The sequence below is a fragment of the Lacinutrix neustonica genome, assembly GCF_026625145.1.
Classification (GTDB): domain Bacteria; phylum Bacteroidota; class Bacteroidia; order Flavobacteriales; family Flavobacteriaceae; genus Lacinutrix; species Lacinutrix neustonica.
Genome location: NZ_CP113088.1, coordinates 1,683,819 through 1,710,547, shown reverse-complemented (window position 1 = coordinate 1,710,547; position 26,729 = coordinate 1,683,819). Strand labels below are relative to the sequence as shown.

Sequence of the window (26,729 nt, the reverse complement as noted above, 5' to 3'; positions counted from 1 at the left end):
CTTTTAATAAAGGCTTCATTGCAATCATGTCCTTAGTAAGTTAACCTAAAATCCGTTTTACTAATTTATCCTTTGCTGCCACATCATCTCCACATAGCCATTGAATCACATTGTCTTCCCAAATAGCATCACGTTCAATCTCTGTAATAATGTGGCGTTCCATCGCTAAATCGAGAATTTTACCAGGATAAGACGATTGTTTTTCACTTTCCATTTCTCCTAATGGATACGGATCATCTAAACCCATCAATACTTGTTTAGAGCCTTGATTTTTAATTAGTAATTGTAAACCACCAGTATCGTGAACTAAAGTGTCAAAAAAGATATTCTTATGTCCTACCGCTTTTCCGGGGTGGCTTTTACCCTCGAACAAATCGGGCCTGCCGTCAAAACCTTGAATACGACGTCCTAAATTTATTTGAGCGAGTTGACCGCCATGTGCGAAGCAGGTACGCATGTTAGGATACTTGTCTTGATAGCCATTTAGCGTTAAAAAATGATAGGCATCTGCACATTGTGCTAGCATCCGGATTAAATGAAAACGCCAAGAGGTGTTTTCCAGTTTTATAAACTTCTCGCCATCATAAGGGTGGATTTCTACGGCTAAGTTATATTTGTTTGCCAATTCAAAAATAGGTTCGTTTTCTTCATCAAAAATACAACGCCAGGTACCAATGGTGTCCATATAGTGGGTTGGTAAACACAGTAATTGTAGACCTAATTCTTCAACACAGCGCTCAATTTCCCAACAGGCACCGCGCACAAATCCCGGATGTACCACAAAGCCACAAGTAAATTTACTCGGGTTTTCACGCTGCACTTTAGCATTAAAATCATTTTGAAAACGCAACGCCTGTTTCATTTCCTCCACGCGCAACCCATTGCCATAAAGCTGAGATAAGTTCAAAACCACAGCATGATCAATGTTAAAACGCGCCATCCATTCCAGTTTCTCATCTAAAAAGAAACTAGAATCCGTTACCGGGCGACTCCAGTCCTTTTGAAGCATAAACTTTCGGTCTTTATCTACCCAAAAAATACCCTTGTCGTGCATGAATTGAGGGATTTCCTCAGGATACGGTAATAAATGTGAGTGCCCGTTTATTCTTAATTTTCTTTTAGTCATTTTTGTAGTTCCTATTAAAGCAGTATTCTAATTAATGGTCTTTTTATGTTTCTGCTCGGGGCATATGCAGTGTTAAGTGACAGATCTCATGATAAGCAGTGTTTTAACATCTAATAATGGCTTTATTCAATTTGTACTTTACTCGGTGGTTGCATCACTTCACCACAATTGGGACAATGGCGTTTGTCTTTGTCGCCGTAATATTTGTCGAAAATTTTAGGCATATCGGTTTCAATATTTTGAACGGTAAAGTCCTCTTCATACAGTTTAGTCGTACAGTTTTCACAAAACCAAAGCAGTGCATCTCGCATACCTTCGGGACGTTTATATTCTATCACTAAACCCACAGTATTGGCGCCACGTTGAGGTGAGTGCGGTACTTTTGGTGGTAATAAGTAAATATCACCTTCTCTTATATGCACATCTTTAGGGGTGCCGTTATCTATAATTTTTAATACAATATCACCCTCTACTTGATAGAAAAATTTCGGAGTTTCATTGTAATGGTAGTCTTTTCTATTGTTAGGACCACCAACGACCATGACGATGAAATCGCCATCTTTCCAAACCACTTTGTTGCCAACAGGTGGTTTTAAAAGGTGTCTGTTTTCTTCAATCCAAGCTTTAAAATTTAATGGAGATACTAAGTTGCTCATTTGATTTATTATTTGGGCGTTACCAAAACATGTTGAAAGACATGGTATTGGTCGGGGGATACGCTATATCTTTTTTGCAAGAAAAGCAAAAAAGGATGCCGCTACTATCCCTAACGCATAATTAAGGTACTAATATACAAAAAAGACCTGTCAGGATTTAGTACCTAAAATATAAATACTATAGCGATTTTGTACGTCCGCCATCCACAGGTAAATTAATACCATTAACATAGGCTGCACGAGCACTTGCCAAAAAGGTAATCGCATCAGCCAATTCCTCCTGGTTTTGCAAAGCGTTTCGCGGGAACGGACTGTTTCATCGCATTGGCGGCTTCTTCTTCAGTCGTTCCGGATTTAGCCGATTTGTTTTTTATAATTTCAGTCAGGCGTTCTGTACCTGTAGCACCAGGCAATACATTGTTTACAGTAATGCCAAATTGGCCTAGCTCATTCGCTAAAGTTTTACTCCAGTTCGCTACTGCTCCACGAATGGTGTTACTAACACCTAAACCATCTAGTGGTTGTTTTACAGAGGTAGAAATTACGTTTACAATACGCCCGTACCCTTGGTCTTTCATAAAGGGTACAACTGCTTGTGCTAACACATGATTACATTTTAAATGTTGCGTAAACGCGCTGTCAAACGCATCGATTTCAGCGGTAAAAACGGGCCCGCCTTTTGGGCCGCCCGTGTTATTTACTAAAATATGAAAGCCATGATGTTTTGAAATATAGTCTAAAACTTTAGTTTTTAACGCTTTTGGATTCGAGAAATCGGCAACAATATAATCATGGTTTCTATGTCCTGGCAATTCACTTAATACTTGCTTAAGTTTGTCTTCGTTTCTTGCAATTAATGTGATGTTTGTGCCTTCAGCAGCTAAAGCCATAGCTGTTGCTTTTCCTATTCCTGCTGTGCTTCCACAAACTAATGCGTATTTGTTGTTAAGTTGTAAGTCCATATTTTTTTATTTCTTCAGAGGCAGGTATTTTGTAATGCCTTTCTATTGTTTTTAACCGATTGCTACGCCCAAAGGCTCGCAATGACAGTTAATTTATATTATATATTTCAATGTATGAGATTCCCACGGTCTAAGGAGTTAATACTTTATACAAACATTTTTGGCTTCTGTAAAAAAGCGTAAGGCTTCAAAGCCACCTTCGCGACCAACACCACTCGCTTTAACACCACCAAACGGTGTACGTAAATCACGTAGCATCCAAGTGTTTACCCAAACAATACCTGCTTGTAACGCGTGACTCATTTTCATGGTACGTTTTAAATCGTTAGTCCACAAGGTTGCCGAGAGTCCGTACTTTACTTTATTAGCCATATGTAACACGTCTGTTTCTGTTTTAAAGGGCATCAAGGTTACTACGGGACCAAAAATTTCTTCTTGGTTCACGCGACAGTCATCAGTGGGTACCTCTATTACTGTAGGCTCCAAATAGTAGCCGTGCTCATAACCTTTTACCGTAACGGAGTTGCCTCCGCAAAGAATGGTTCCGTTTTCTTCTTGTGCAATGTTTATGTAGTCTTTTACTTTTTCTAAATGGGATTTTGATACTAAAGCACCAATATTAGTCGCTGGTTCAGAGGGGTGCCCCACCTTCAATGCTTTTACCCGTGTTACAAAATCTTTTTTGAAGCGTTCATAAATAGAGGCTTCAACAAAAATGCGACTGCCACACAAACAGATCTGACCTTGATTAGCAAAAGAGGACCGAACGGTGTTGTCCAACATGGTTTCATAATCACAATCAGCAAAAATGATGTTTGGGTTTTTTCCACCTAATTCTAAAGATAATTTTTTAAATAGTGGGGCAGCGACTCCGGCAATATGTGCACCAGTTGCTGTACCACCAGTAAACGAAATCGCTTTAATATCCTCATGCTCAATTATGGCTTGTCCTGTGGTCGTTCCCAAGCCGTGTACGATATTTAATACGCCTTTTGGTAAACCGGCTTCGTTGCATATTTCACCTAGTAAATAAGCGGTCATTGGTGTAACTTCACTAGGTTTAGCAACCACACAATTTCCTGCGGCAATGGCAGGCGCTATTTTCCAGGTAAATAAGTACAAGGGTAAGTTCCACGGTGAAATACAACCCACAACACCTATAGGCTGGCGTAAGGTGTAATTGATGGCTTGCATACCAACACTTTCATGACTTTCGCTAGCAAACTGAGTAATCGCGTTTCCAAAAAACCTGAAATTACTTGCTGAACGTGGAATATCTACCGTTTTAGCTAAGCCAATTGGTTTCCCGTTGTCTTTACTTTCGGCTACCGCTAATCGATCTAAATTTGCCTCTATTAATTCTGAAATTTTAATCAATAGTCTACTGCGCTCTTCCAAAGTGGTTTTTGACCAAGTAGGAAAAGCCGCTTTTGCAGCTTTGTAAGCAGATTCAACATCTTCTTTAGATGAATTTGGAATTTGACTATAAACAGTTCCATCGCTAGGATCATAATTGTCTATCCAATTGTTGTTAATTGGATTTTTAAATGCGCCGTTTATGTAGTTTTTAAGATTCATTATGGTTTTTTATAAGCCATGACTTTAATCTCTACTACCAAATCCGGATGTGGTAATTGGTGCACTGCAACCGTTGTTCTTGTCGGCCCCGTTTCTTTTTCAAAAAATTCGCTATAGGCTTTGTTGTAATCTGCAAAATCGTTCATGTTTACTAAAAAGGAGGTGACATCTACGACATCTTTTAGCGTAGCGCCTACTTTTGCTAAATTTCTTTCTATGTTTTTTAAAACTTCCTGAGTTTGGGTATAGGCGTTTAAACGTTTTGTGCCCATCTCATCGATAACATCAACTCCAGCAATGCTGTTGTCTCGGTTTTCTAGAACTGGTTCCTGATACAAATATAAAATCGCCGACTTGTTTTACGTGTGGATAGGCGCCTCTTGGTGTTACTATTTTTTCTGACATACTTTTTTAGTTGTTTACTTCTACGTATGTTTTTGTTCTCAATTAAAACGTCTACGATAGAAGTATGGTAATTATTACAAATTTAGAAGGGATTATTAGCCTATTGTTTTGGCTACATTATCATCGTCTAAAATGTTATTTGTTGCTGTTTTTACTTTATCTAAAAGGGCTTTTAAATGTGTTTTATCGTCTAAATGAGTTGTATCTATTTCATGATCTGCTAACATATTTAAAATGGCTTTATCTTGAGCTCTGCCTCGAAGCATGGCTTCTCGATAACCAATATGTTCATTAAAGGTTACTAATGAATATTTTGAAGAATAGTCCTTAGGAAATGCCTTTTCAAAAGCCATTTCTAATTTACGCTTTTCTTGAAAAATAGGATTGGCGGTATGTGCTTTCATTTCGTGAAAATTATCAATCGCTAAATCTGCAATAGCATCGGTATCTTTTTTTCTTGTTTTTTCATAGGCAGTAAACGTGGCTTCCCAATCCTCTAACTGTTGATCTAGCACCGCATCAAACTCAACAACATCTTCAAAAGAGGCATTCATGCCCTGTCCGTAAAACGGAACAATAGCGTGTGCCGAATCTCCCATTAATAGAGTGTTGCCTTTATAATGCCAGGGCGAACATTTTACGGTACCCAAAGGTGCTGTTGGGTTTTCAAAGAAATCGGCCACTAAATTGGGCATGAGTGCTAAAGCATCAGGAAATTCCTTTTCGAAAAATTCGGTAACCATCTCCGGAGTGGTTAAGTTATTAAAATTGTAGGCGCCTTCATCATAACTTAAAAACAATGTTACAGTAAAGCTGCCATCTAAATTTGGTAGTGCAATGACCATAAAGTCGCCTCTTGGCCATATGTGTAAGGCGTTTTTATAGGCTTTATAGTCACCCGTTTCCGTGGGAAGAATACTAAGTTCTTTATACCCATGGGTGAGATAATTTTGTGAAAAGCTAAATAAAAATTTCTTCCCTAAATAATAACTTTTACGCAAGGCAGAACCAGCGCCATCTGTTGCAATGATACAATCGGCGTCCTCAATAAATTCTTCTTTGGTGGTATAATCTTGAAAAAAGGCCGTGGTCTTTTCAAAATCTACAGACTTACATTTTTTATTGAAATGAATGGTGACATTGGCGTGTTTTTCTGCTTCATCTAACAATAAGGCATTAAGGCCTCCGCGCGAAATAGAATTGATATATTCCTGATCGCGCCCGCTGTAATTGGATAAAAAAGTATGTCCTTCTTTATCGTGAATCATGCGACCATTCATTGGAATACATAGGGCGTTTACTTGAGCTTCTAGACCCACTAATTTCATGGCTTTATTACCACGATCTGAAAAGGCTAAGTTTATGGAACGCCCCGCCGAAATATCTGTTTTGCGTAAATCAGGGCGCATTTCGTAAACCGCGACGTTGTAACCGCGTTGTCCTAAACGTAAAGCTAAAAGGGAACCGCATAGCCCAGCACCAATAATTAATATGTTTTGTTGTTTTTTCATATTATGAAATTGTCATTACGAGGTCTTCTCTATTAAAGAACCTTGGCAATCTGTTTGTTTTACCTCTTCGATATTTAAATACCTTAATCCCGTTTCGGGTATCATAAGGTTAATGATTTTATACTACTATAAAATGGTTTTCAATCGCTCTACCGTATTGTAAACATCTTGAAAAGAATTGTATAATGGTACGGGGGCACAACGAATCACATCTCGGTTCACGCCAATCACTAATCACACCAGCTTGAGTCAATTGATCATGTAAGCCTCTATCGGCATTTTTCACCTGAATGGACAATTGACACCCCCGTTCCTCCGGATGACTTGGTGTTATGATTTTGATATCAGGATTATCGAGTGCATGGATTAAAAATTCGAAATAACCGGTTAGTTTTTTCGATTTTTCGATTAAATTATCAAATCCGGCGGCTTTAAACACATCAATAGATGCGCGAATAGCAGCCATGGATAGTATAGGCGGGTTAGATAATTGCCAGCCTTCCGCCCCTGGTAATTGATCAAAGGCATCTCGCATTCTAAATCGGGTTTGTTTATTATGACTCCACCAACCTGTAAAACGATTTAAGTCTTTGTTGTTCGCATGGCGCTCATGCACAAAACAGCCGCTTAAACTACCAGGTCCGGAATTCATATACTTATAGGTGCACCATACGGCAAAATCGGCTCCAGAGTTATGTAAATCTAACGTCACATTCCCTGCACCATGTGCACAGTCAAAACCAACGACACAGCCTTTTTTGTGTCCTAATTCGGTAATGCGTTTTAAATCGAAAAACTGTCCCGTATAATAATTGACACCGCCTATCATTACCAAAGCAATGGTATCGCCTTGTGCTTCTAGAATGGTTTCTAAATCTTCATAATTTGCTAATTCTTCGCCTTCACGAGCTTTCCAAAGAATGAGCCCCTCGTGATCATCAAAGCCATGATGACGCAGTTGTGATTCTACGGCATATTTATCGCTTGGAAACGCATCGGCTTCAATTAAAATTTTATATCGCGTTGAAGTGGGTTTGTAAAACGATACCATCATGAAATGTAAATTAGCAGTCAAGGTGTTCATGACCACCACTTCAATAGGTTTTGCTCCAACAACTTCTGCCATGGTTTTTGTTAAAAACTCATGATAATGTAACCATGGGTTTTTACCTTCAGTATGACCTTCGACGCCTAAGTTGGCCCAATCTTCAAGTTCTTGATTAATATATTCTTTAGTGATTTTTGGTTGTAACCCAAGAGAATTTCCGCAGAGATAAATCAATTCATTTCCATTCTTATCTTTTGGAATATGAAACTGCGTTCTAAAAGGTGCTAATGGATCTACTTTATCTAATTGCTTTGCAAAGTCTCGGACCTGATTTGTAATTGGACACTTTCTATTGATTTTCGGTTTCCAACAAAAATAAGAATAATTAGTTTAGAAAGGGAGGCATAACGTGATTGCAATATTTACACTGATTTTGTATCTTTAGTAAAACGGAAAATTATGAGTAAAACAAAAGACTATAGTAATGGTGAGGTGACTGTAATTTGGAAGCCTGAGGCTTGTATACATTCCGGAATCTGTGTAAAAGGTCTTGGTGAAGTCTTTAAGCCAAAGGAGAAACCTTGGATTAAGATGGATGCGGCAACGACCGAGGCGATTATTAAACAAGTGAATGCGTGTCCATCCGGGGCACTAAGTTACAATAGGGATGGAGAAGCGGACCAAGCGACTGCGGTTTTAGACACTAAAGTTGAGGTGCGTGACAATGGGCCGTTATTAGTTTATGGAACATTGCAGGTGACTCATAAAGACGGCGGTCAAGAAACTAAAAATAAAACAACCGCCTTTTGCAGATGTGGTGCTTCCAAAAATAAGCCCTATTGTGATGGATCACATGTCGCTGCTAATTTTGAAGGTTAAGCCTATTGTTTTATTTTGAGTTTTCGGTTTTATTTGGTTGTAACAGAAACGTTGGTAAAGTTAAGGCTCCAATTCCCTTCGGCTTTTTTATGATCTAGGGCTAAATGAAGTCCGTTAAACGTCGTGTAATTTTCAAAGGTGTTTATCATAGTAGGTTCTTTCGCGTTGCCTTCTCTAAAAACCCATTCTTTAATAAGGTAATTATCGTCGTAGAAAATATCATAAGCATCACCAGGGGTATAGCCACCCTTGCCAACATACAGTAAAGTTGTTTTATTTAATTGCGTTTTACTAATGGGCGCTTCTGCTTTAATTGGGACCGTTAAAATGGTGCCATCATCCCAAGCCAATTGATACGGGAAAAGTAACGTGAATTTATCGTTTACAAAGGCACGATCGGCATTGATATTTGATTCTTCAATTTTTAATCTGTTATAGGCAATAGTATCTGTTTCAGTAACCATTTTAACATCAAAAGCCTTAGGGTTCCAAGTCCAAGAACGCTCAAAATGCATGGTGTCTTGGTCGACATTGAAAGTAAATTGAATCTGTTCAACATTTTTCCAGTGTTCAAAACCATGGGCGTTAGCTATTTTCTGCGCTAAAGGAAGTTCCTTTTCAACAGATTTAGTTTCAGACTTACAGGATGATAATATAATGAGGCTAATAAGTAGTAATCTATACATGCTATTACTTTTCTTTCAAAGCTAAGAAATATTAATTAGTTTTGAGTTAAACCAATCACAAATGAATGATCATTCGGAATTTTTTGAAGTGAATAAAGCGACGTGGAATGCTAAAGTTAAGGTGCATGCGACTAGTGAACTGTATGACATGGAGGCTTTTAAAAAAGGAAAGACTTCGTTAATGTCTTATGAGTTGAACGCTTTAGGGGATGTAAAGGGAAAGTCTTTGCTTCATTTGCAGTGCCATTTTGGTCAAGACACACTAAGTTGGAGTAGGTTAGGCGCCAAGGCGGTGGGCGTAGATCTAAGTGATGAGGGTATTAAATTAGCTAAAGTATTGAATCAAGAGCTAGAGCTTGATGCCCGCTTTATCTGTTGTAATGTACTTGATACTCCCGAATATATCAAAGAAACCTTCGATATCGTTTTCACAAGTTATGGTGTTATTGGTTGGCTACGGATTTAAAACCTTGGGGTAAGATGATTGCTAAAAAGTTAAAAAAAGGCGGGACCTTTTATATGGCAGAATTTCATCCCATAGTATGGATGTTTGATTACTTAGAGGGAACACCTATTATGAAATATGGCTATATGCAGGAGGACCCCATTTATGAAGAATATGAAGGCACTTATGCGAATACGGAAGCTAAAATGGTGAGTAAAGAGTATGGTTGGAACCATGGTTTAAGTGAGGTCATCAACGCATTAACTCAAGCGGGATTACATATAGAATATTTAAAGGAACATGACGAAAGTCCTTATAACGTATTGCCCGAACTAGAAAAAACCAATTCGGGGAATTATGTCACTAAGAATAAACTGTATCCACTTATTTTTGAAATAAAAGCCACAAAACCATAGCTTTTATTTTATGTGCAATGATACATTTTGCATAACAGGAAATACTAAAGGGAAACACCTTGTTTAAGTTGAAATGGAAGAAGCTTAATGGGCTTCTTTTAAAACAGAAGGCATTTTTGCCTGAAACCGTTTTAGTCTTGGAATAGACACATTTTGAATGTAACTATTCTCTCGGATGCAATTTTTCGTAATTTTGATGGTAGTTCTCAGCTACCCAAAATTTTTGAAACGGATACACTTCAGCGGCAACCGTTTTGTTCAGTTCCTTTTGCAAAGCCAATTTTTTATTTTCAATAATTTCTTGTTGTGCTTCATTTTGATAAAAAATAATCGATCGGTACTGTGAGCCTCTATCTGGACCTTGGCCATTAACCTGAGTAGGATTTTGAGAAGCAAAATACACATCAACTAAGGTTTCAAAACTAACAATTTCCGGGTCATAAATAATCTCTACAGCTTCGGCATGCCCCGTTCTTCCCGTGTTGCTAGCTTCGTAGGTTGGGTTTTTAGTATGACCACCAGCATACCCGCTAATGGATTCTTTTACCCCTTTCACACTCTCATAAATGGCTTCAACACACCGAAACAACCACTTGCAAAATAGGCTTTAGCCATGCCATTTTCTAAAGGGACCTCAATGGGTGTTGCTTTTGTTAAATCCGTTTGATTTTCAGAGGTATCGCTGTTTTGAGCTGAGTTTTTACAGTTAAAGAGTAAGGCGAACGACAGTAATACGAGTGTTTTTTTCATAATGTTTTTTTTCTTGGTCGTATAAATTAAGCGATCCTTAATTTAATTGGGTTTAAATTTATGTTAAAAAAAAAGCCTTCATAACATGAAGGCTTTAAATTTAATCTAAAATTGAAACTACAGTTTTTTAAACATTTTTTCCATTTTTTCTCTCTGTTCTTGAGCTAATAACTCATCTACTAAAATACGTCCTGAGTGTTCATCTGTAATGATTTTTTTACGCGAACCAATTTCCATCTGTACTTGTGGTGGAATGGTGAAATACGAACCTCCCGAAGCACCTCTTTCAATAGGCACAACTGCTAAGCCATTTTTCACATTAGTACGAATGCGATTGTAAGCTTTAACTAAACGCTCTTCAATCTTCTTTTTGTATTCTTCAGATTTGCTAATAAGTGCTTCTTCTTCTTTAGCTGTTTCGCTTAATATAGCATCTAATTCACTTTTTTTGAACTTTAAGTGACTTTCACGCTCTTTTGTGTGCTCCTTAGTTTTATCAATAACTTCTTTTTTCTGCTCGATTTGTGCTTTGAACTCTCTAATATGCTTCTCTGCCAATTCGATTTCAAGTTCTTGAAACTCGATTTCTTTAGTTAACGAATTAAATTCTCTGTTATTTCTAACATTCTTTTGTTGTTCGCTATACTTTTTAATTAGAGACTTTGCTTCTTCAATTAAGTTTTTCTTATCGCTTATTTGAGTGTCGATTGTTGCTAAGCTGTCTTGAAGTTTTTCTAATCTTGTATTTAATCCAGCAACTTCATCTTCTAAATCGCTTACCTCTAGTGGTAGTTCTCCGCGAACGCTTCTTATTTCGTCGATTCTAGAATCTATTAATTGTAGATCGTATAACGCTCTTAAGCGTTGTTCTACACTTACTTCTTTAGTCTTTGCCATACTTTAATAATACTTAACCGGATTGGTGTTTGTGTTCGATAAAATGATGGCAAAATTACTAATTTTTTTTGTAAGATGCGCTACTAAACCATTTTTTGTGAATTGCTCACTCTCATAGTGTCCAATATCTGCTAAAACGAGACTGTTCTCGGCCGAAAAGAAGTCATGATATTTCAAATCTGCAGTAATAAATATATCGGCTTTTAAGTTTTTGGCTGCGGCCATAGCAAAACTGCCGAGAACCACCCAACACGGCGACCTTTTTTATGGGCTTGCCTAATAATTTTGAATGGCGAATGATGGAGACCTTCATTTTATGTTTTAAAAAGTCAAAAAAATCGGTTTCAGATAGTGGTTGTTCTAATGTACCAATCATACCTATCCCTATATTTTGATTTTTATTTTCAAGAGTAATAATTTCATAAGCCACTTCTTCGTAAGAATGATTTTTAAATAGTGTTTCGATAACTTTTGCTTCTAAATGTTTTGGAAACGTGATGCTAATTTGTGTTTCCTTTTCCCGATGCGTGTCTCCTTTCTTACCTTTGGTAGGGTTTGACGCGTCGTTACCGTTATAGGTGCCCATACCGTCAACATTGAAACTACAATGACTGTAGTTTCCTATATTCCCCGCGCCAACATTAAAAATTGCTTGTCTGAGCACTTCGGCTTCAGCGCTTGGAACAAATGTGGTGAGTTTTTTTATGGTTTCGGCTTGTGGAAGTAATACCGCTCTGTCCACTAATCCCAATTGATCACAAATCATATCATTGACACCATTTGCATGGTTGTCTAAAGCCGTATGAATAGCATAAATGGCAATATCGTGTTTGATGGCTTTTTGTACGGTACGCTCCACATAAGTTTTACCAGTAAGTTTTGTTAAACCTTTAAAAATAATGGGGTGAAAGCTCACAATAAGATTACAGTTGTTTTCAATGGCTTCGTCCACAACCGCTTCTAGAGTGTCTAAAGTCACTAAAACACCTGTTAATTTAGATTTGTTGTCCCCTACTAAAAGCCCAACGTTGTCGAAATCTTCGGCATAGGCTAAAGGTGCAAAGTCTTCTAAATGATTGATAACATCTTGAATAATCATATATTTATAGGAATTGGTTATGATAAATGGTTTAACAAAGATAAAATTTTTACTTTCGTTATGTTTAAACCTTGTAAATGAAATTGATTAGACTTTTATTATTGCCTATTGTCCCTGTTTATTATTTGGTGACGTGGTTTCGCAACACACTATATGATGCTGGAATTAAAACCTCTAAATCGTATGATTTTCCTGTTGTTTGTGTAGGTAATTTAAGCACTGGAGGTACAGGAAAAACACCAATGGTTGAATATCTTATTAAATTATTGAAATCAGAGTTTAACTTGGCCACTTTAAGTCGTGGTTATGGCAGGAATACCAAGGGGTTTCTATTGGCCAATGACCAAATTTCTGCGAAGGAATTAGGTGACGAGCCTTTTCAGTTTTACAATGCATTTAAAGAAGAGATTTTGGTGGCTGTTGACGAAAACAGGCAAGAAGGTATTGACATTTTAAGAGCTTTAAAAAAGCAGCCGGATATTATTTTATTAGATGATGCTTTTCAGCATAGAAAAGTAAAAGCAGGGTTTAATATATTGCTTACAACTTATATGCAACCTTATTTTAATGACATTCTTCTACCCACTGGTAACCTTCGCGAATCTAGAACAGGAGCAAAGCGTGCTAATATTATAGTAGTAACCAAGTGCCCTAAGGACCTATCTGATTCTGAGAAAATTTCAATAAAGAAGCAAATTAAGGCCGAACCAAATCAACTTATATGTTTTAGTTCTATTGATTACTCATCGCACGTTATTGCTGAAGAAAAAACACGTCCCCTGCAGTCGCTTTCTAAATTTACTTTAGTGACAGGGATTGCCAATGCAACACCTTTATTAACGTATTTGACTGCAAAAAAACTTAAGTATAACCATTTGGAATTTAAGGATCATCACACATTCACTGTTAGTGATATACAGCGCATAAGTGAAAGTGAATTGATTGTAACCACAGAAAAGGATTACATGCGGCTAAAAGAAGCGGACCTTTTAAAAGGTAAATTGTATTACTTACCAATAGTGAGTGAAATAGATAAAGCGTCTGAATTTGATAAAAAAATAAAAGACTTTGTACGCGCTAATAAAAGGATTTAAGAAACAATAATAAGTGCATCGTATAATTTTTTCTCAAAATCTTCCTGTTTAAAAGGTTTAGAAATGATATCTGTAAATCCAGCCTCATCAAATTCTTGCATTTTATCTTCTATAGTGACCGCAGTTAATGCAAAAATATTAAGTTTTTTATCGAAGGTCCTTATTTGCCTGGTGGCTTCTATGCCGCTTATGCCAGGCATGTGAATATCCATTAAAACAACATCATAATGACCATTCTTTACTTTTTCAACTGCAGATTCTCCATTGTCAACCACTTCACAGTTTAAATTCATCTTATTTAAAATCTTTTTAGTAATCATTTGGTTGATTTTATTGTCTTCAACCACTAAGATTTTGATGTTATCTAAATCAACACTATTAATGTCTTTAAAGTAATTAGTCTTTACCTCTTTCACAAGCTCTTCTGTATATTGCATCGGTATTTCGAAGAAAAAAGTGGAGCCTTGTCCTAATTCGCTTTTCAGATAAATTTTACCCTTTAAGAGGTCTATTAATCCTTTTACGATAGACAATCCTAAACCCGTTCCACCATATTTTCTATTAATTTGTATTGAGCCTTGGGAAAAACTTTCAAACATGTGTTCTTGTTTTTCTTTGCTTATACCTATGCCATTGTCTTCCACTTCAAAACGGATGTTGTAAACCCCCGCATTCTCATCAATTTTCTTTGCACGAACCCAAATATCGCCGTCTTTGGTAAATTTAATAGAGTTTCCAATTAGGTTAATTAGTATTTGAGAGATTTTTAGTTGGTCGGCATTATAATTTAAAGGAAGAGCACTGTCATAATCCATATGTATTTTAATATTATTATCAGCAGCAGAATTATTTAATGCCGATATAACATTAGCGATTTTCTTTTTTAAATTAAAAATCTCGGGTTCAAGATCTACTTTATTGGCCTCAATTTTATTAATTTGAAGGATGTCATTGATAAAGGTTAGCAGATAGTCTCCTGAAAATTTAAGCGATTTTAAGTGTTGAATTTGTTCCGGTTTTGGATCCTCATCTAAGAGCATATTTGTTAAGCCAGTGACAGCATATAAGGGTGTTCTTAATTCGTGAGTAACCGTTGATAAAAAATTTGCTTTGGTTTTTGAAGCCAATTCTGCTTTTTCCTTAGAAATAATAAGCTCACTATTTTTTTTGTGTAATACATTATTAGATTTCAATCTAATGTTATTGTTTTTATAGAGCGATAAAGTTAAAAGTGATAAAATAGTAATTAAAGCAATACTTAAAATGGTTGTTAACTGATCGAATGGGCTAGCCTTAACTTTTTCCAAATCGGCCGTACCTTGCTTTTGATATTGTATTTGGTAGGTATCACTAAGCGCCCGTTTTCGCTCCGGAGAAAGCAACTGTTTTTTTACATTTAACAGTGAGTCTGATACCGTAATGTGACGTTTTAAATACTGGTTTGCTTTTAACAAATCACCTTTACCTTCATATAATTCACTTAATATTAAAGAACCATTATTTATAACATCACTAAAATTATATTGTATGGCAATGTCATAACCTTGATTAGCATATTTTAGGCCGTCTTCAATTTGATCATTTAAAGCCTCTACTTTACCGAGGTGTATTAAAGAAGAACTCAATATTTTTTGGAGTTGATAGCGTCTCGCAAGCGCAATAGATTTTTGAAAGGCTTCAGAAGCTTTTTCATAACTATTTAAGGCTAAATAAGCGATGCCTTTCTTTAATATGGCCTCTGCTTCATAGGTGTAAAGGTCTTCTTGATTGAAATACGTTTCAGCAGATTTATAATAATCTAAAGCTTGGTTATAGTCTTTACTACTCATATAAACATCGGCTAACACCTTATAGGTTTCAGCGATGTTTGCGTAGTCTTTTGCAAGACGTTGAACCTCAGTAGCTTTTATAAGGGATTTTATGGCTTCATTAGGTTCTTCTAAAATATATTGAAGTTTGCCAATTTTAGAATAGACTAATCCGATGCTTTTTTTATTATCAATTTCTAAGGCTTTTTCTAGTGTTATTTCTAAGTCACGTTGCGCTTGGTAATAATTTTGAGCGGCCAAGTTTTTTTGTGCAGAATTAATACCAGCATCTACCTGAGCTTGAAGTTCAGCACTTTTTTTTGTGATAAGTCTTGGCCATATAAAGGAAAGCTTAACAACAGAAATATAGCACATAGATAGTTGTAGTAAGAGGACATTGTAAAGATGTTTTACTAACAAATATAATTATTTACCCGATAAAGGTGCCGTTTTTTGCGATAAATTGATAATTAGGTCTACAAGTCGACTAGAGTAGCCTGTTTCATTGTCATACCAGCCTATTATTTTTATCATGTTGCCAATAACAGAGGTCATTTGAGAATCAAACACACAGGAGTGTGTATTGCCTACGATATCTATGGATACAATTGGGGCTTCGGTATACTCCAAGACGCCCTTATATTTGCCTTCTGATGCCTTTTTAAAAGCCGTATTTATCGATTCAATGGAAACCGCTGTTTTGACGTTAAAAGTAATGTCTGTTAGCGATCCATTTGCAACAGGTACACGAATCCCGCAGCCTCCAATAACATTTTCTAAATCGGAAAAATTTTTGTTAGCGCCTTGGCTGCTCCAGTTGTTGTTGGGACAATAGACTGTCCTGCTGCACGTGCTCGGCGTAAGTCGCGATGCGGTTGATCGTGTAAACTTTGATCTGTTGTGTAGGAATGAACGGTGGTGATATATGCTTGATTAATACCGCATAGCTCGTTAATAACAGCAATCATAGGCGCAGCATTATTTGTGGTGCATGATGCGTTAGAAATGAGCGTCTCAGTGCCGTCTAATGTGTCCTCATTAATACCTAAAACAATTGTTTTAATAATGTCGTCTTCTGGTGGGACACTTAAAATAACACGTTTTGCGCCATTTTTAATATGGGGATCTAAGGCTTGAGCTGTTTTAAACTTTCCGGTAGCTTCAATAACAAAATCTGGAGCAAAGGGTTTCCAATTAATATGCTCGGGACGGTTTTCATTTAAAAGAACCACTCTTCTCTGCTCAACTATAATATGGTTGTCGTCGTGGGAAATGTCTTTTTTAAAAATACCATGAATACTGTCATATTTTAATAAATGACTAAGGCTTCGGCATCAGCCAAGTCATTAATAGCAACAACCTCTATGTTTTCATGGTCTTGTATGAGTCGGAAAACCCGTCGCCCTATACGACCAAAACCGTTGATAGCAACAGTAATCATTTAATTTATATGTTTTTGGGCTTTGTAAGAGGAACGTACTAACGCACTGCTTTCCACATGACGGAAACCAAGTTCTAAACCAATGGTTTCATATTCTTTAAATTGATCTGGCATAATGAATTGCTTTACGGGTAAATGCTTTTTACTTGGCTGAAGATATTGGCCAATAGTCACCACATCTACATCATTTTCGCGCAAGTCATGAAGTGTTTGTATCACTTCTTCACGGGTTTCTCCTAAACCTAGCATAATGCCGAGACTTTGTTCGGCGTTGACCTTGTTGTTTTAAGTATTTTAAAACACCTAAACTACGTTCGTACTTTGCTTGAATTCTCACTTCACGTGTCAACCGTTTCACGGTTTCAATATTGTGAGAGACCACTTCGGTGCGACTTCAACAATGCGATCAATGTGTTTTTCTATGCCTTGAAAATCCTGGAATTAGTGTTTCTAATGTAGTTTCAGGATTCATGCGACGTACGGCTTTCACCGTTTCTGCCCACATAATACTTCCCATATCCTTTATATCATCGCGATCGACACTGGTTAAAACGGCATGCTTGATTTTCATGATTTTAATAGAACGTGCTACTTTTTACTGGTTCATCCCAATCAATGGTTTACGGTCTTCCGGTTTTAACACCGCAAAAACCACAGGAGCGCGTACAGATATTGCCTAGAATCATAAATGTGGCAGTTCCTTCGCCCCAGCACTCTCCCATGTTTGGGCAGCTTCCGAGATGCACAAATCGTATTTAAGTTATACTTATCTACCAAGCCGCGAAGTTCTGTGTATTTCTTACCTGTTGGTAGTTTTACACGTAACCATTTTGGTTTAGGTTGTCTTTGGGCTGGTAGGATTACTGATGCAGTTTCACTATTCATAGCAACAATTTAGATTGAAAGGCAAAGATACAAAGTATTCTATAAAGATGTGAGATACCGGAGGCTAAAACCAATCAAAAACAGGATGCCTAAAATACTTAATACATGTAGCACTTTTGATGGATGCCATGCTTTTGGAGTATGTTTTCCGCTAATGAGGATATAATTAATGATGGCATAAAACGGCGCGGTTATAAACGAAAGGACGGTGGCAATATTTATTAATTTGCCCATGTTTGACGCAAAATAAAAAAAGATAAAAATAGTGCCCGACGCTAACAATAACACCCAATAGAGATACCCTTTATTAAAAGTAGCCTGACTTAATAATTCTAGCGTTTTATGCATGGCTCTAGGTGAGGCGTCTAGTGTTGTTAATGTGGTACTAAACATGGTAGTAAAAGCAGCAATCCCTATAACGATATAAGTCCAGTGACCCAAACTGCTTGTATACATTTGGATTAATTGATTTGAAAAGAGACCTGCATTCTGACTAAAGGTGCTACCACTATGGTACATTACCAAATAGCCTAATAATAAAAAACAAATCCCTAGTAGGATGGTCGCGATAAAACCAATATTAAAATCCAATAAAGCGGACTTTGGTGTGTAATCTTTTTCGTCTGTTTTCTTTTCAATCGTCCAAAGGGAATGCCAAACAGAGATGTCTAATGGTGCAGGCATCCACCCCATAAAGGCAATTAAGAAGCCGATTTCTATGCTGTTTTCGGGTAGTATTTGAGTGAAGCTAACTCTTTTGTCAAAATCAAATAGTGCCATGCTAACAGCTATGAGGGTGCTAATAGTTAACGTGATGATAATGATTTTAATGAGCCGGTCCAAGACTTTGTATTTGCCAAAAAATAAAATGCTTAAACAGATTATCAATATAATAACGGTCCATAATTCTATGGAAATAAAATCTCCAAATAAGGTGGATGCTAAGCCAGCAGTAACTATTGTTACTGCAGTTTGAATGGTAAACATCGTCGCAAAAGTGAGTATAAAATAAGCGACTAAAACCCCTTTTCCTAGTTTGTTATACCCGTCTAATAGGCTTTCACCAGTTGCTGCTGCATAACGCGGGCCAAATTGAAAGAAAGGATATTTAAAAAGGTTAACGAGTAACAAGGCCCAAAGTAAACCTAAACCAAAATCTGCACCAGCACGCGTAGATTGTACTAAGTGAGAAACGCCAATAGCAGCCCCAGCAAATAAAAGACCAGGCCCCAGTTTTTTAATTGAAACCATGGTTATCTTTTAATGATCTCGGCTAATAGCTTTTTAGCACGCAGTAATTTAACTTTTACATTATTCATGGGCTCACCAAGTTCTTTGCTAATTTCGGTATAGCTTAATTCTTGAAAATACCGCAGATTAATAACTTCTTGATAATGGGGTTTAAGCTTTTTAATATCGCGTAACAGGGTCGCTAAATTTTGCTCTTTAATGAGTTTGTCCTCCGGAGAAGGAGATTCGTCAATAACTTGATAGACCGTATCATCGTCATGGTTAGTGATTTTTGAGTTGATGGAACTCTTTTCTTTTCGAAGTAAATCTATATGGATGTTTTTAGAGATGGTAATCAACCAAGTTTTAAAGGAATACTTCTCATCATACTTCTCTATTTTATCAAATGCTTTAGAGAAGGTTTGAATGGTAATGTCTTCGGCATCATTTTCGTTTTCTATACGTTTAAGTTGAAAGCCGTATACGTAATCCCAAAAATTATCTAACAAAAAGTTAAATGCTTTTTGATCATTTTTCTTTGCTTTTGCAATCGCTTCTTCTATTTCCAATAGTTAGGTTTTGAAATGAGATTTGTTATAAATATAGTTAATTGAAAACCAATTAAAAAAAGTTCTAAAACGGGAAGTAAAAACACTAAATCTGTTTCATTTAGTTTTTTTGCTGAAACGCCAACGACCAAAAGCTGTATGGTACATCTAAAAACAATAAGTAAAATCACAAATGGCCAATTAAAAAGAAAAATGAACAGTATTATGGATAGTACCCAAAACAATAATTGAGAACTGTAAAATAGGGCGAGTAACGCTTTGTGAGAAAACTTATATCTATGCGCTGTTGAAATGTGTCTGCGTTTTTGCCTAAACCAATTTTTAAAACTTAGCTTAGGCTGAGAAGTCGTGAAACTGTCCGGGGTAAAACAAACCGCAGTATTATCACTTGAGGCCACTTCATTAATAAAAAGATCATCATCACCTGAACGTACATCTATATGATTTATAAAACCATTTGCTTTAAAAAACTCATCACGATGGTAAGCTAGATTACGACCCACCCCCATAAAAGGTGTGCCAATTTGAGCAAACGAAAAATATTGAATCGCTGTCAAAACGGTTTCATAGCGAATAAGCTTGTTTAAAAAAGATTTTTTAATTTTATGATAAGCACCATAACCTAAAATCACTGTGTTTTCGGTTGAAAAGTGAGAAGCCATTTCACTAATCCATTGGTTTGAAACAGGCTCACAGTCTGCATCTGTAAATAATAATTGATTATGTGTAGCTGCTTTAATACCTAAAGTGAGCGCGTATTTTTTTTTGGCCCAAAAGGCTTCAACATTTTTTACATTAACAATTTTAATGTTTTTATGGTCTCTTGCAAACCCTTCAAAAACATCTAGAGTCTCGTCATGAGAGGCATCATTAATTAAGACGACTTCAAACTCCGGATATTCTTGGTTTAAAATGGAAGGCAGATATTTTTTAATATTGCCCGCTTCATTTTTTGCGCAAATAATAATTGAGACCGGAATATTTTTTTTTGATATAGATACAGGTTTACAAAAAGCAAAACTGCCAAAGATAATACCAAAATAAACCACTTGAATACCCACTACAACCACAAAGCAATAGTACAGAATTTCAAGTAAAAGCATATAAGGTTAAAGGTTAGGAGTGTTGCGGTTCGTTACAATTTTCGAACTGCTCCGGCGTTTTACCACAAAATCCACAAGCTTCCCCATCTTTGTTAATCATTGGGTTTTGGCTTGCACAAGTGCCAGCAAATTTACCGTCTTTTTTAGCCCATATTTTTATCGCTATTCCTGCAATGGCTAAGCCTAATAGTACTAATGTGATTAGAAGAAGTTTCACTAAAAATAATTTTTTAAATTAGTGTTGCAAAGATACTATTTTAATTTTACGTTTTCACTAATGCCACAAACATCAAGAATATTTATGGGATTCAAATTAAGAGATCATTGAGATTAAATTCCAAGATAAAAATAAAGCTCTACTGCATGAGGAGAGCTTTATTTAATATGATAAAGGTTTAGAACTCTTATTCTTTCAAGTTCAATTCAATCTCTGCCACAGGAGTTTCAGTAGACGTTGAAGGTAGTTTTCCTTTTCTTTCTATAGTAATGCTCAAACCTAAAGCATCCTCAGTGTAAGGAATTTGCTGTAAGCGCCTATCTCTTTCGCTTAAAATACCTAGATTAACCATTTTACCTTGCAAATCTGCCCAAATTTGATACACTTTGTCATCTGGTAAAATAGGTAAAGACACAACATCGAGCATCGATGTTTTTTCTTTTGGGTTAATGTATGCGACTGCCTTTAAGTTTTTAGCCCTACGATTCCCTTTTAGAATATACTTTTCAGTCTCCGGATTATTAAGCTGAGCAAATTGATCAGCTAAAGCATCAAGCTTTAAATTATTATTAGCAATATCGCTTCTTAGGTCATAAAGTTCCTCTACTATGGTTTGATTTTCATCTAGTAAAGAGTCGTTTTGAGTGTAGAGATAAAAGGATGTACTTGCAAATAATAAAGCGACAACGCTAGCCGCTATGCCATAACCAAACCACGATTTAAATGACGTAGTATTCATGGCAATCACAGGGGTGTCATCCAAACTAGAAAGGATGTTGCCTAAAAGATGCACGGGGGCTTCTTCTGCATTTGCGAAAGCAGATAATTCTAAATTATTTTGAAGTGTTTGGTACACCGCATCAACTTCAGGATATTTAGAAATATACTGTTCAACCTCAAGTGTTTCCTGAGGACTCGTTTGGCCTATTAAATATTTTTCTAATAAACCCGATTCTAAAAATGTATTACTATCAACAATCATTTTCATAATGTTAAGGGTTGTAAATTTTCTTCAATTCTCTTAAGCCTATTTTTAATCTTGACTTTATAGTTCCTAAGGGAATGTTTAATTCGTCACTCGCTTCTTGTTGTGTCATGCCTTCAAAAAAGAGTGCATTTATAACAATTTGATATTTTAAATCTAGACTACTTAGATGTTTTTTGATGTCTAAAGTATCTTGATTTAAACTATTGGTGGTCAGTTTATATACGTTTGAATCTTCAATTTGGATCTCCTTTTTTGTTTTATTGTTTAAAGAGCGTACTTTATCAATGGCCGAATTATAGAAAATGCGATACAACCAAGTAAACAGTTTTGCTTTTTCAGAATCATAACTTTTACTTTTTTTCCACACTTTCACAAACCCTTCCTGCAAAACGTCTTGTGCAGTGTCATCGTCATTAATCACTTTTTTTATGACACCTAAAAGGGCATCAGAATAGTTTTCATACAATAAGCCAATGGCTTTTTTGTCACCACTTTTTAATAAAACAACTATTTCTTCTTCTATAGAGAGACTCAATGGTATTGCTATTTGTTAGTTAGATTAACGTTGCTATGAAACAGGTATTGCAATTATAAAATATTTACCTCGGCTTCAATAGAAATATTAAATATACGATAAATTGTATTTTGTATCAATTTTGAAAGTGCTAATATGTCTTTCCCTTTTGCGCCACCATAGTTAACCAAAACGAGGGCCTGGTTTTTATGTACCCCATAATTACCAAAGGTCTTGCCTTTAAAACCTGCTTTTTCTATTAGCCATCCTGCAGGAACCTTTACTTCGTGTTCTGAAATAGGATAACTAGGAGCGTCAGGAAAGTTTTTTTGTAGTGCTTTAAATGCTTCAGAAGAAATGATGGGGTTTTTAAAAAAGCTGCCACTGTTCCCAATCACTTTTGGATTGGGTAACTTACTTTCCCGAATAGCAATCACGGCTTTAGAAATATCTTGAATGGTGGGCTTCTTAACCCCCATAAAATCCAGTTGCCCTTGTATGGCGCCATAATTTGTTCGTAAAGCATGTCTCTTTTTTGTTAATTTAAAAACGACACTAGTAATAATATACTTTCCTTTTGCTTGTTGCTTAAAAATTGAATTGCGATAACCAAAATTGCAGTCTAATTTGTTAAAAGTTTCTGTTTCTAGAGTGTCGACATTCAAGGCTTGGCAACTTATAAAATGGTCTTTTAACTCCATACCATATGCCCCAATATTTTGAATGGGAGCGGTACCCACGTTACCTGGAATGAGAGACATATTTTCGAGGCCACCAAAATCGTGATCCAAACACCATAAAACAAATTCATGCCAGTTTTCTCCAGCTTCAGCCTTAATTAAAACATGGCTGTCCTCTTGTGAAATAATAGTCTTTCCTTTTAAGTTTATATGTACAACAAGTGCCTCAACATTTTTAGTCAATAGCATATTACTCCCTCCACCAAGAATGAACTTCTTAGAGAAATCTTTCTGTTTAATTACTGAGATTAAATCGGAAACAGAAGCTACAGACACAAAATGGCTCGCCATGACATCGATACCAAAAGTATTATATGGTTTTAAAGATATGTTGTGTTGAATGTGCACTAATCCTTGTAAATTTTTAGGGCTTCTTTTAATATATGAACGGCTTTTACGAGGCTTTCTTTATTAAGTACGTATGCAATTCTAATTTGGTTCATTCCCACACCTGGAGTAGAATAAAAGCCTGCAGCTGGAGCGACCATAATAGTTTCTCCATTAACATCAAATTCTTCTAAAAGCCATTGCGCAAAAGCATCACTGTTTTTTATTGGCAATTGTGCAATGCAATAAAAAGCGCCTTTTGGGTTTCCAACTTTTACGCCTTCAATTTTATTTAGTTCTCTAATTAAAGTGTTTCTTCTATCTTCGTATTCTTCGATAACATCGTCAAAATAACTTTGTGGGGTGTCTAATGCAGCTTCGCTGGCAATTTGTGCTAAAGTTGGCGGACTCAATCTCGCCTGGGCAAACTTTAATGCTGTTTGTATGACTTCTTTATTTCTTGAAACCATGCAACCAATTCTTGCGCCACACATGCTATAACGTTTAGAAACAGAATCGATAACGATAGCATGTTCATCTAAGCTCTCTTCTTGAAGAATGGAGTAATGGATAGTACCGTCATATGCAAATTCCCGGTATACTTCATCAGCAATTAAAAATAAATCATGTTTTTTTACAATAGCTGCCAGTTTTTGTATTTCCTCTTTAGAATATAAATAACCAGTTGGGTTACCCGGATTACATATTAAAATGGCCTTGGTTCTTGGTGTGATTAATTTCTCGAATTCTTCTATAGGCGGTAAGGCAAAATTATCTTCTATTTTAGAAATTACAGGCACTACTTTAACACCGGAAGCAGTAGAGAAGCCATTGTAATTAGCATAAAATGGTTCAGGAATAATGACTTCGTCATCGACATCCATAACGCTACCAAAGGTAAACAGAAGAGCTTCGCTTCCTCCAGTTGTCACTATAATATCATCGTGTTTAACAGGGATGTCCTTCTTGGCATAATAATTAGCAATTTTCCGTCTGTAATCTTCAGAGCCTTCAGAGCGTGTATAAGCTAATATCTCCGGAGAATGAATTTTCACTGCGTCGAGAGCAATTTGTGGCGTTTTTATATCCGGTTGACCAATATTTAAATGATAAACGGTTTTCCCTTGTGTATAGGCTTTTTCTGCAAATGGCACTAATTTTCTTATTGGTGATTGTGGCATTGCTTGGCCTTTATTTGAAATTGATGGCATAAAATAAAATTTTGAAACACAAAGTTGCGAAAAAAAAGTCTAATGAGTGTCAATAAATTGTTTAACTTGATCCACAACGAAATGGGCAGGGTAAAACGTTTATCGTATTAACAAATGGTTATTAACTCTGTGGATAAAGGTACATGATGACAGTAAAAAGAGATAGTTTGGGAGAGATGACGTTTAGAGGTTTGTTTTGCTTTTTATTCGGTTTGTGCTGTTTAAGTTTTTCTAGTTACGGACAGGCAAAATACAATATAGACACAAAAAAAGGCGTTACAAAAATTGATTTCACATTAATTAACAATGTGGTTATTATTCCCGTTGAAGTCAATGGGGTAACCTTGTCTTTTCTGTTAGATACAGGGGTAAGGGTGCCCATTGTTTTTAATTTTATTAATTCTTCTGATTCTCTTAAAATTTTGAATTCTGAAACGATTTACCTAAAAGGATTGGGTAATGATGGTACTGTTCAAGCCTTAAAATCTTCACATAACACGTTCAAAATTGGAGAAGCTGTAAATGAAGATCAGGAATTTTATGTCATTTTTGATAAATCAGCCAATTTTGCACCAAAACTAGGGGTTCCTGTTCATGGTATTATAGGGTATGATTTTTTTAAGGATCTCGTTGTAGATATTAACTATTCAAAAAAACAAATTAAAGCGTATAACCCTGAAGATTATAAAGACAAAAGGTGTAGAAGCTGCGAAGGGTTTAATTTACAGTTTTATAATGGTAAGCCATATATCGATTTGATTACCAATATTGATTCAAAGGAAATTCCAGTAAAATTATTAATAGATTCTCGGTAGTAGTGATGCTGTTTGGCTTTTTAAAGATGACAGTTTAGGTTTGAGTATTGATAAAAAATATTTTGAAGATTTTTTAGGCTATGGATTAAGTGGAAACGTGCATGGAAAGCGTTCGAAAATAGATGAATTAAGGCTTAAGTCATTTACATTAAAAGACCCTAAAGTCGCCTTTCCTGATGATGATTATATTTCCGTTCTCAGGAAAATTGAAGGGCGTAATGGAAGCCTCGGTGGCGAGGTTCTAAAACGATTCAACCTGGTTTTTAATTATCAAAAAGCTAAAATAACACTTGAAAAGAATAGATATTTTAATGATGAATTTAGTTACAATAAGTGTGGCATAGAATTAGAAAATGATGGTATTCGATTAATCACAGAAATAGAAAGAGCATCTCAAGACATTGATGTTGAAAATAAAACGGTCAATGTAAGGGCGATTTATGTGTCAAAAAACATTTTAGTAGCTAAGAACACTTATATTATTACGCAAGTAACGCCAGGTTCTCCTGCAGAACGTGTTGGTTTAAAAAAAGGGGATCAACTTATTAAAATAAATGGTAGTGAGGCATCTAATTTTTCGTTAAAACAACTCATGGGGCGTTTTTTTGAAGAAGAAGGTACTAAGTTAAAACTTGAAGTGGAGCGCATAGGTATAAGAATACCGGTCATTTTAACCTTAGAATCACCCATAAAATAAAAAGCCGAAGCAATGGCTTCGGCTTTTTATTTTATGGGTGATAAAGATTTATTGCTCCATAACACTTTTATCTTTTTTTCTAAAACACTTGTTTTAGAAGGATCAATAACTTCTCCTTTAATCTTTAAGGCTACAGTTGGTGTTTCAGCATTAGATAAAACAGTAATTGTTTTTCTAATAGGCATCACACGCTTCGTGTCATATTTTACTTCAATCTCACCAGTCATTCCTGGTAGGATTGGGTTTTCCGGTTTTTTTGGCACAGTACAACCACAGCTTGAACTTACATTAGATATAATTAAAGGCGCATCGCCAGTGTTTTTAAACTCAAAAGTTCTAACGCCGTTAGCTCCTTTTTCAATAGTTCCGTAATCTATTGTGGTTTCTTTAAATTCAATTTTTGCCACCTTATCTTGAGCGCTAACTGAAAAGCTCATTAATCCGATAAATAATACTGCTATTAAATTTTTCATCATTTTCTGTTTTATTTGTTATGTAAACATAAACACTTTTAAGTTGTTCTGCAAAAATATTAGATGTAAAGCATACTCACAAATATAAGCACCCTTTTTAACGATAGATTAATACTGGTTATAATTTCACAGAAACATAAATATAAGTATTTTTGCTAA

Annotated in this window: 20 protein-coding genes and 8 pseudogenes; 5 read left to right on the top strand and 23 right to left on the bottom strand. The window is 36.0% G+C overall.

Features of this window, described 5'->3' with window-relative positions; genetic code table 11:
- Nucleotides 1-40 precede the first annotated feature (40 nt).
- The 7 genes and pseudogenes from N7U66_RS09505 to kynU form a co-directional block, all read right to left on the bottom strand.
- Nucleotides 41-1,126, bottom strand: coding sequence for an amidohydrolase family protein (locus N7U66_RS09505; protein WP_267678294.1), 1,086 nt, complete (start codon nucleotides 1,124-1,126; stop codon nucleotides 41-43).
- 122 nt (nucleotides 1,127-1,248) lie between these two features.
- Nucleotides 1,249-1,782, bottom strand: coding sequence for a 3-hydroxyanthranilate 3,4-dioxygenase (locus N7U66_RS09500; RefSeq protein ID WP_267678293.1), 534 nt, complete (start codon nucleotides 1,780-1,782; stop codon nucleotides 1,249-1,251).
- A 178-nt stretch (nucleotides 1,783-1,960) separates the two neighbouring features.
- Nucleotides 1,961-2,672 (bottom strand): annotated as a pseudogene (locus tag N7U66_RS09495) (SDR family oxidoreductase).
- 210 nt (nucleotides 2,673-2,882) lie between these two features.
- The gene (locus tag N7U66_RS09490; RefSeq protein ID WP_267678292.1) at nucleotides 2,883-4,322 is read right to left on the bottom strand and encodes an aldehyde dehydrogenase; all 1,440 of its coding nucleotides are present in this window, start codon (nucleotides 4,320-4,322) and stop codon (nucleotides 2,883-2,885) included.
- Nucleotides 4,322-4,727 (bottom strand): annotated as a pseudogene (locus N7U66_RS09485) (RidA family protein). The gene N7U66_RS09490 and the pseudogene N7U66_RS09485 overlap by 1 nt, the downstream one beginning before the upstream one ends.
- Nucleotides 4,728-4,822: 95 nt before the next feature.
- Nucleotides 4,823-6,238 carry an FAD-dependent oxidoreductase gene (locus N7U66_RS09480; RefSeq protein WP_267678291.1) on the bottom strand — a complete coding sequence of 472 codons (1,416 nt, stop codon included), beginning with the start codon at nucleotides 6,236-6,238 and terminating at the stop codon, nucleotides 4,823-4,825.
- A gap of 126 nt (nucleotides 6,239-6,364) precedes the next feature.
- Nucleotides 6,365-7,625, bottom strand: a pseudogene (kynU, locus tag N7U66_RS09475) (kynureninase).
- Between the two features lie 120 nt (nucleotides 7,626-7,745).
- Between kynU and N7U66_RS09470 the strand changes: the two are divergent.
- Nucleotides 7,746-8,165: a (4Fe-4S)-binding protein gene (locus N7U66_RS09470; protein ID WP_267678290.1), complete on the top strand. Its 420-nt coding sequence runs from the start codon at nucleotides 7,746-7,748 to the stop codon at nucleotides 8,163-8,165.
- 29 nt (nucleotides 8,166-8,194) lie between these two features.
- Here N7U66_RS09470 and N7U66_RS09465 read toward each other — a convergent pair whose 3' ends face one another.
- Complete coding sequence (locus tag N7U66_RS09465) at nucleotides 8,195-8,851, bottom strand: hypothetical protein (protein WP_267678289.1); 657 nt, start codon at nucleotides 8,849-8,851, stop codon at nucleotides 8,195-8,197.
- Nucleotides 8,852-8,912: 61 nt separating this feature from the next.
- Between N7U66_RS09465 and N7U66_RS09460 the strand changes: the two are divergent.
- A pseudogene (locus tag N7U66_RS09460) lies at nucleotides 8,913-9,712 on the top strand (class I SAM-dependent methyltransferase).
- Nucleotides 9,713-9,796: 84 nt separating this feature from the next.
- On the opposite strand, the pseudogene msrA reads toward N7U66_RS09460, so the two are convergent.
- The 3 genes and pseudogenes from msrA to N7U66_RS09445 form a co-directional block, all read right to left on the bottom strand.
- A pseudogene (gene msrA, locus N7U66_RS09455) lies at nucleotides 9,797-10,462 on the bottom strand (peptide-methionine (S)-S-oxide reductase MsrA).
- Nucleotides 10,463-10,579: 117 nt separating this feature from the next.
- Nucleotides 10,580-11,359 (bottom strand): zinc ribbon domain-containing protein, encoded by a 780-nt coding sequence (locus N7U66_RS09450; protein WP_267678288.1) that lies wholly within the window; start codon nucleotides 11,357-11,359, stop codon nucleotides 10,580-10,582.
- A 3-nt stretch (nucleotides 11,360-11,362) separates the two neighbouring features.
- Nucleotides 11,363-12,458 (bottom strand): annotated as a pseudogene (locus N7U66_RS09445) (Nif3-like dinuclear metal center hexameric protein).
- Nucleotides 12,459-12,535: 77 nt separating this feature from the next.
- Between N7U66_RS09445 and lpxK the strand changes: the two are divergent.
- Nucleotides 12,536-13,552: a tetraacyldisaccharide 4'-kinase gene (lpxK, locus tag N7U66_RS09440; RefSeq protein WP_267678287.1), complete on the top strand. Its 1,017-nt coding sequence runs from the start codon at nucleotides 12,536-12,538 to the stop codon at nucleotides 13,550-13,552.
- On the opposite strand, the gene N7U66_RS09435 is transcribed toward lpxK, so the two are convergent.
- The 11 genes and pseudogenes from N7U66_RS09435 to N7U66_RS09385 all read right to left on the bottom strand — a co-directional run bounded on the left by N7U66_RS09435 (nucleotide 13,549) and on the right by N7U66_RS09385 (nucleotide 24,585).
- Nucleotides 13,549-15,735: an ATP-binding protein gene (locus N7U66_RS09435; protein WP_267678286.1), complete on the bottom strand. Its 2,187-nt coding sequence runs from the start codon at nucleotides 15,733-15,735 to the stop codon at nucleotides 13,549-13,551. The two genes, lpxK and N7U66_RS09435, sit on opposite strands and share 4 nt — an antisense overlap.
- Before the next feature lie 51 nt (nucleotides 15,736-15,786).
- Nucleotides 15,787-16,801 (bottom strand): annotated as a pseudogene (gap, locus tag N7U66_RS09430) (type I glyceraldehyde-3-phosphate dehydrogenase).
- A pseudogene (lipA, locus tag N7U66_RS09425) lies at nucleotides 16,802-17,686 on the bottom strand (lipoyl synthase).
- A gap of 39 nt (nucleotides 17,687-17,725) precedes the next feature.
- Nucleotides 17,726-18,937, bottom strand: a complete 1,212-nt coding sequence (locus N7U66_RS09420) for an Nramp family divalent metal transporter (RefSeq protein WP_267678285.1) — start codon at nucleotides 18,935-18,937, stop codon at nucleotides 17,726-17,728.
- A gap of 2 nt (nucleotides 18,938-18,939) precedes the next feature.
- Nucleotides 18,940-19,485 (bottom strand): RNA polymerase sigma factor, encoded by a 546-nt coding sequence (locus N7U66_RS09415; protein WP_267678284.1) that lies wholly within the window; start codon nucleotides 19,483-19,485, stop codon nucleotides 18,940-18,942.
- Nucleotides 19,476-20,588: a glycosyltransferase gene (locus tag N7U66_RS09410; protein ID WP_267678283.1), complete on the bottom strand. Its 1,113-nt coding sequence runs from the start codon at nucleotides 20,586-20,588 to the stop codon at nucleotides 19,476-19,478. The genes N7U66_RS09415 and N7U66_RS09410 overlap by 10 nt, the downstream gene beginning before the upstream one ends.
- A gap of 13 nt (nucleotides 20,589-20,601) precedes the next feature.
- Nucleotides 20,602-20,805: a membrane or secreted protein gene (locus N7U66_RS09405; protein WP_267678282.1), complete on the bottom strand. Its 204-nt coding sequence runs from the start codon at nucleotides 20,803-20,805 to the stop codon at nucleotides 20,602-20,604.
- Between the two features lie 187 nt (nucleotides 20,806-20,992).
- Nucleotides 20,993-21,793 (bottom strand): anti-sigma factor, encoded by an 801-nt coding sequence (locus N7U66_RS09400; protein WP_267678281.1) that lies wholly within the window; start codon nucleotides 21,791-21,793, stop codon nucleotides 20,993-20,995.
- A gap of 4 nt (nucleotides 21,794-21,797) precedes the next feature.
- Entirely contained in the window at nucleotides 21,798-22,328 is a 531-nt protein-coding gene (locus tag N7U66_RS09395) for an RNA polymerase sigma factor (protein WP_267678280.1), read from the bottom strand.
- Between the two features lie 53 nt (nucleotides 22,329-22,381).
- Nucleotides 22,382-23,395, bottom strand: coding sequence for a UDP-N-acetylmuramate dehydrogenase (murB, locus tag N7U66_RS09390; RefSeq protein ID WP_267678279.1), 1,014 nt, complete (start codon nucleotides 23,393-23,395; stop codon nucleotides 22,382-22,384).
- Nucleotides 23,395-24,585, bottom strand: a complete 1,191-nt coding sequence (locus N7U66_RS09385; protein ID WP_267678278.1) for a pyridoxal phosphate-dependent aminotransferase — start codon at nucleotides 24,583-24,585, stop codon at nucleotides 23,395-23,397. The genes murB and N7U66_RS09385 overlap by 1 nt, the downstream gene beginning before the upstream one ends.
- 143 nt (nucleotides 24,586-24,728) lie before the next feature.
- Here N7U66_RS09385 and N7U66_RS09380 point away from each other — a divergent pair, with 143 nt between their 5' ends.
- Together N7U66_RS09380 and N7U66_RS09375 are read left to right on the top strand one after the other, a co-directional pair.
- A complete protein-coding gene (locus tag N7U66_RS09380) occupies nucleotides 24,729-25,400 on the top strand; it encodes a retropepsin-like aspartic protease (protein WP_267678277.1) in 672 nt (223 codons plus the stop codon).
- Between the two features lie 40 nt (nucleotides 25,401-25,440).
- Nucleotides 25,441-26,097 carry a PDZ domain-containing protein gene (locus N7U66_RS09375; RefSeq protein ID WP_267678276.1) on the top strand — a complete coding sequence of 219 codons (657 nt, stop codon included), beginning with the start codon at nucleotides 25,441-25,443 and terminating at the stop codon, nucleotides 26,095-26,097.
- Nucleotides 26,098-26,123: 26 nt separating this feature from the next.
- On the opposite strand, the gene N7U66_RS09370 is transcribed toward N7U66_RS09375, so the two are convergent.
- Complete coding sequence (locus N7U66_RS09370) at nucleotides 26,124-26,573, bottom strand: DUF1573 domain-containing protein (protein WP_390886637.1); 450 nt, start codon at nucleotides 26,571-26,573, stop codon at nucleotides 26,124-26,126.
- Nucleotides 26,574-26,729: the final 156 nt, after the last annotated feature.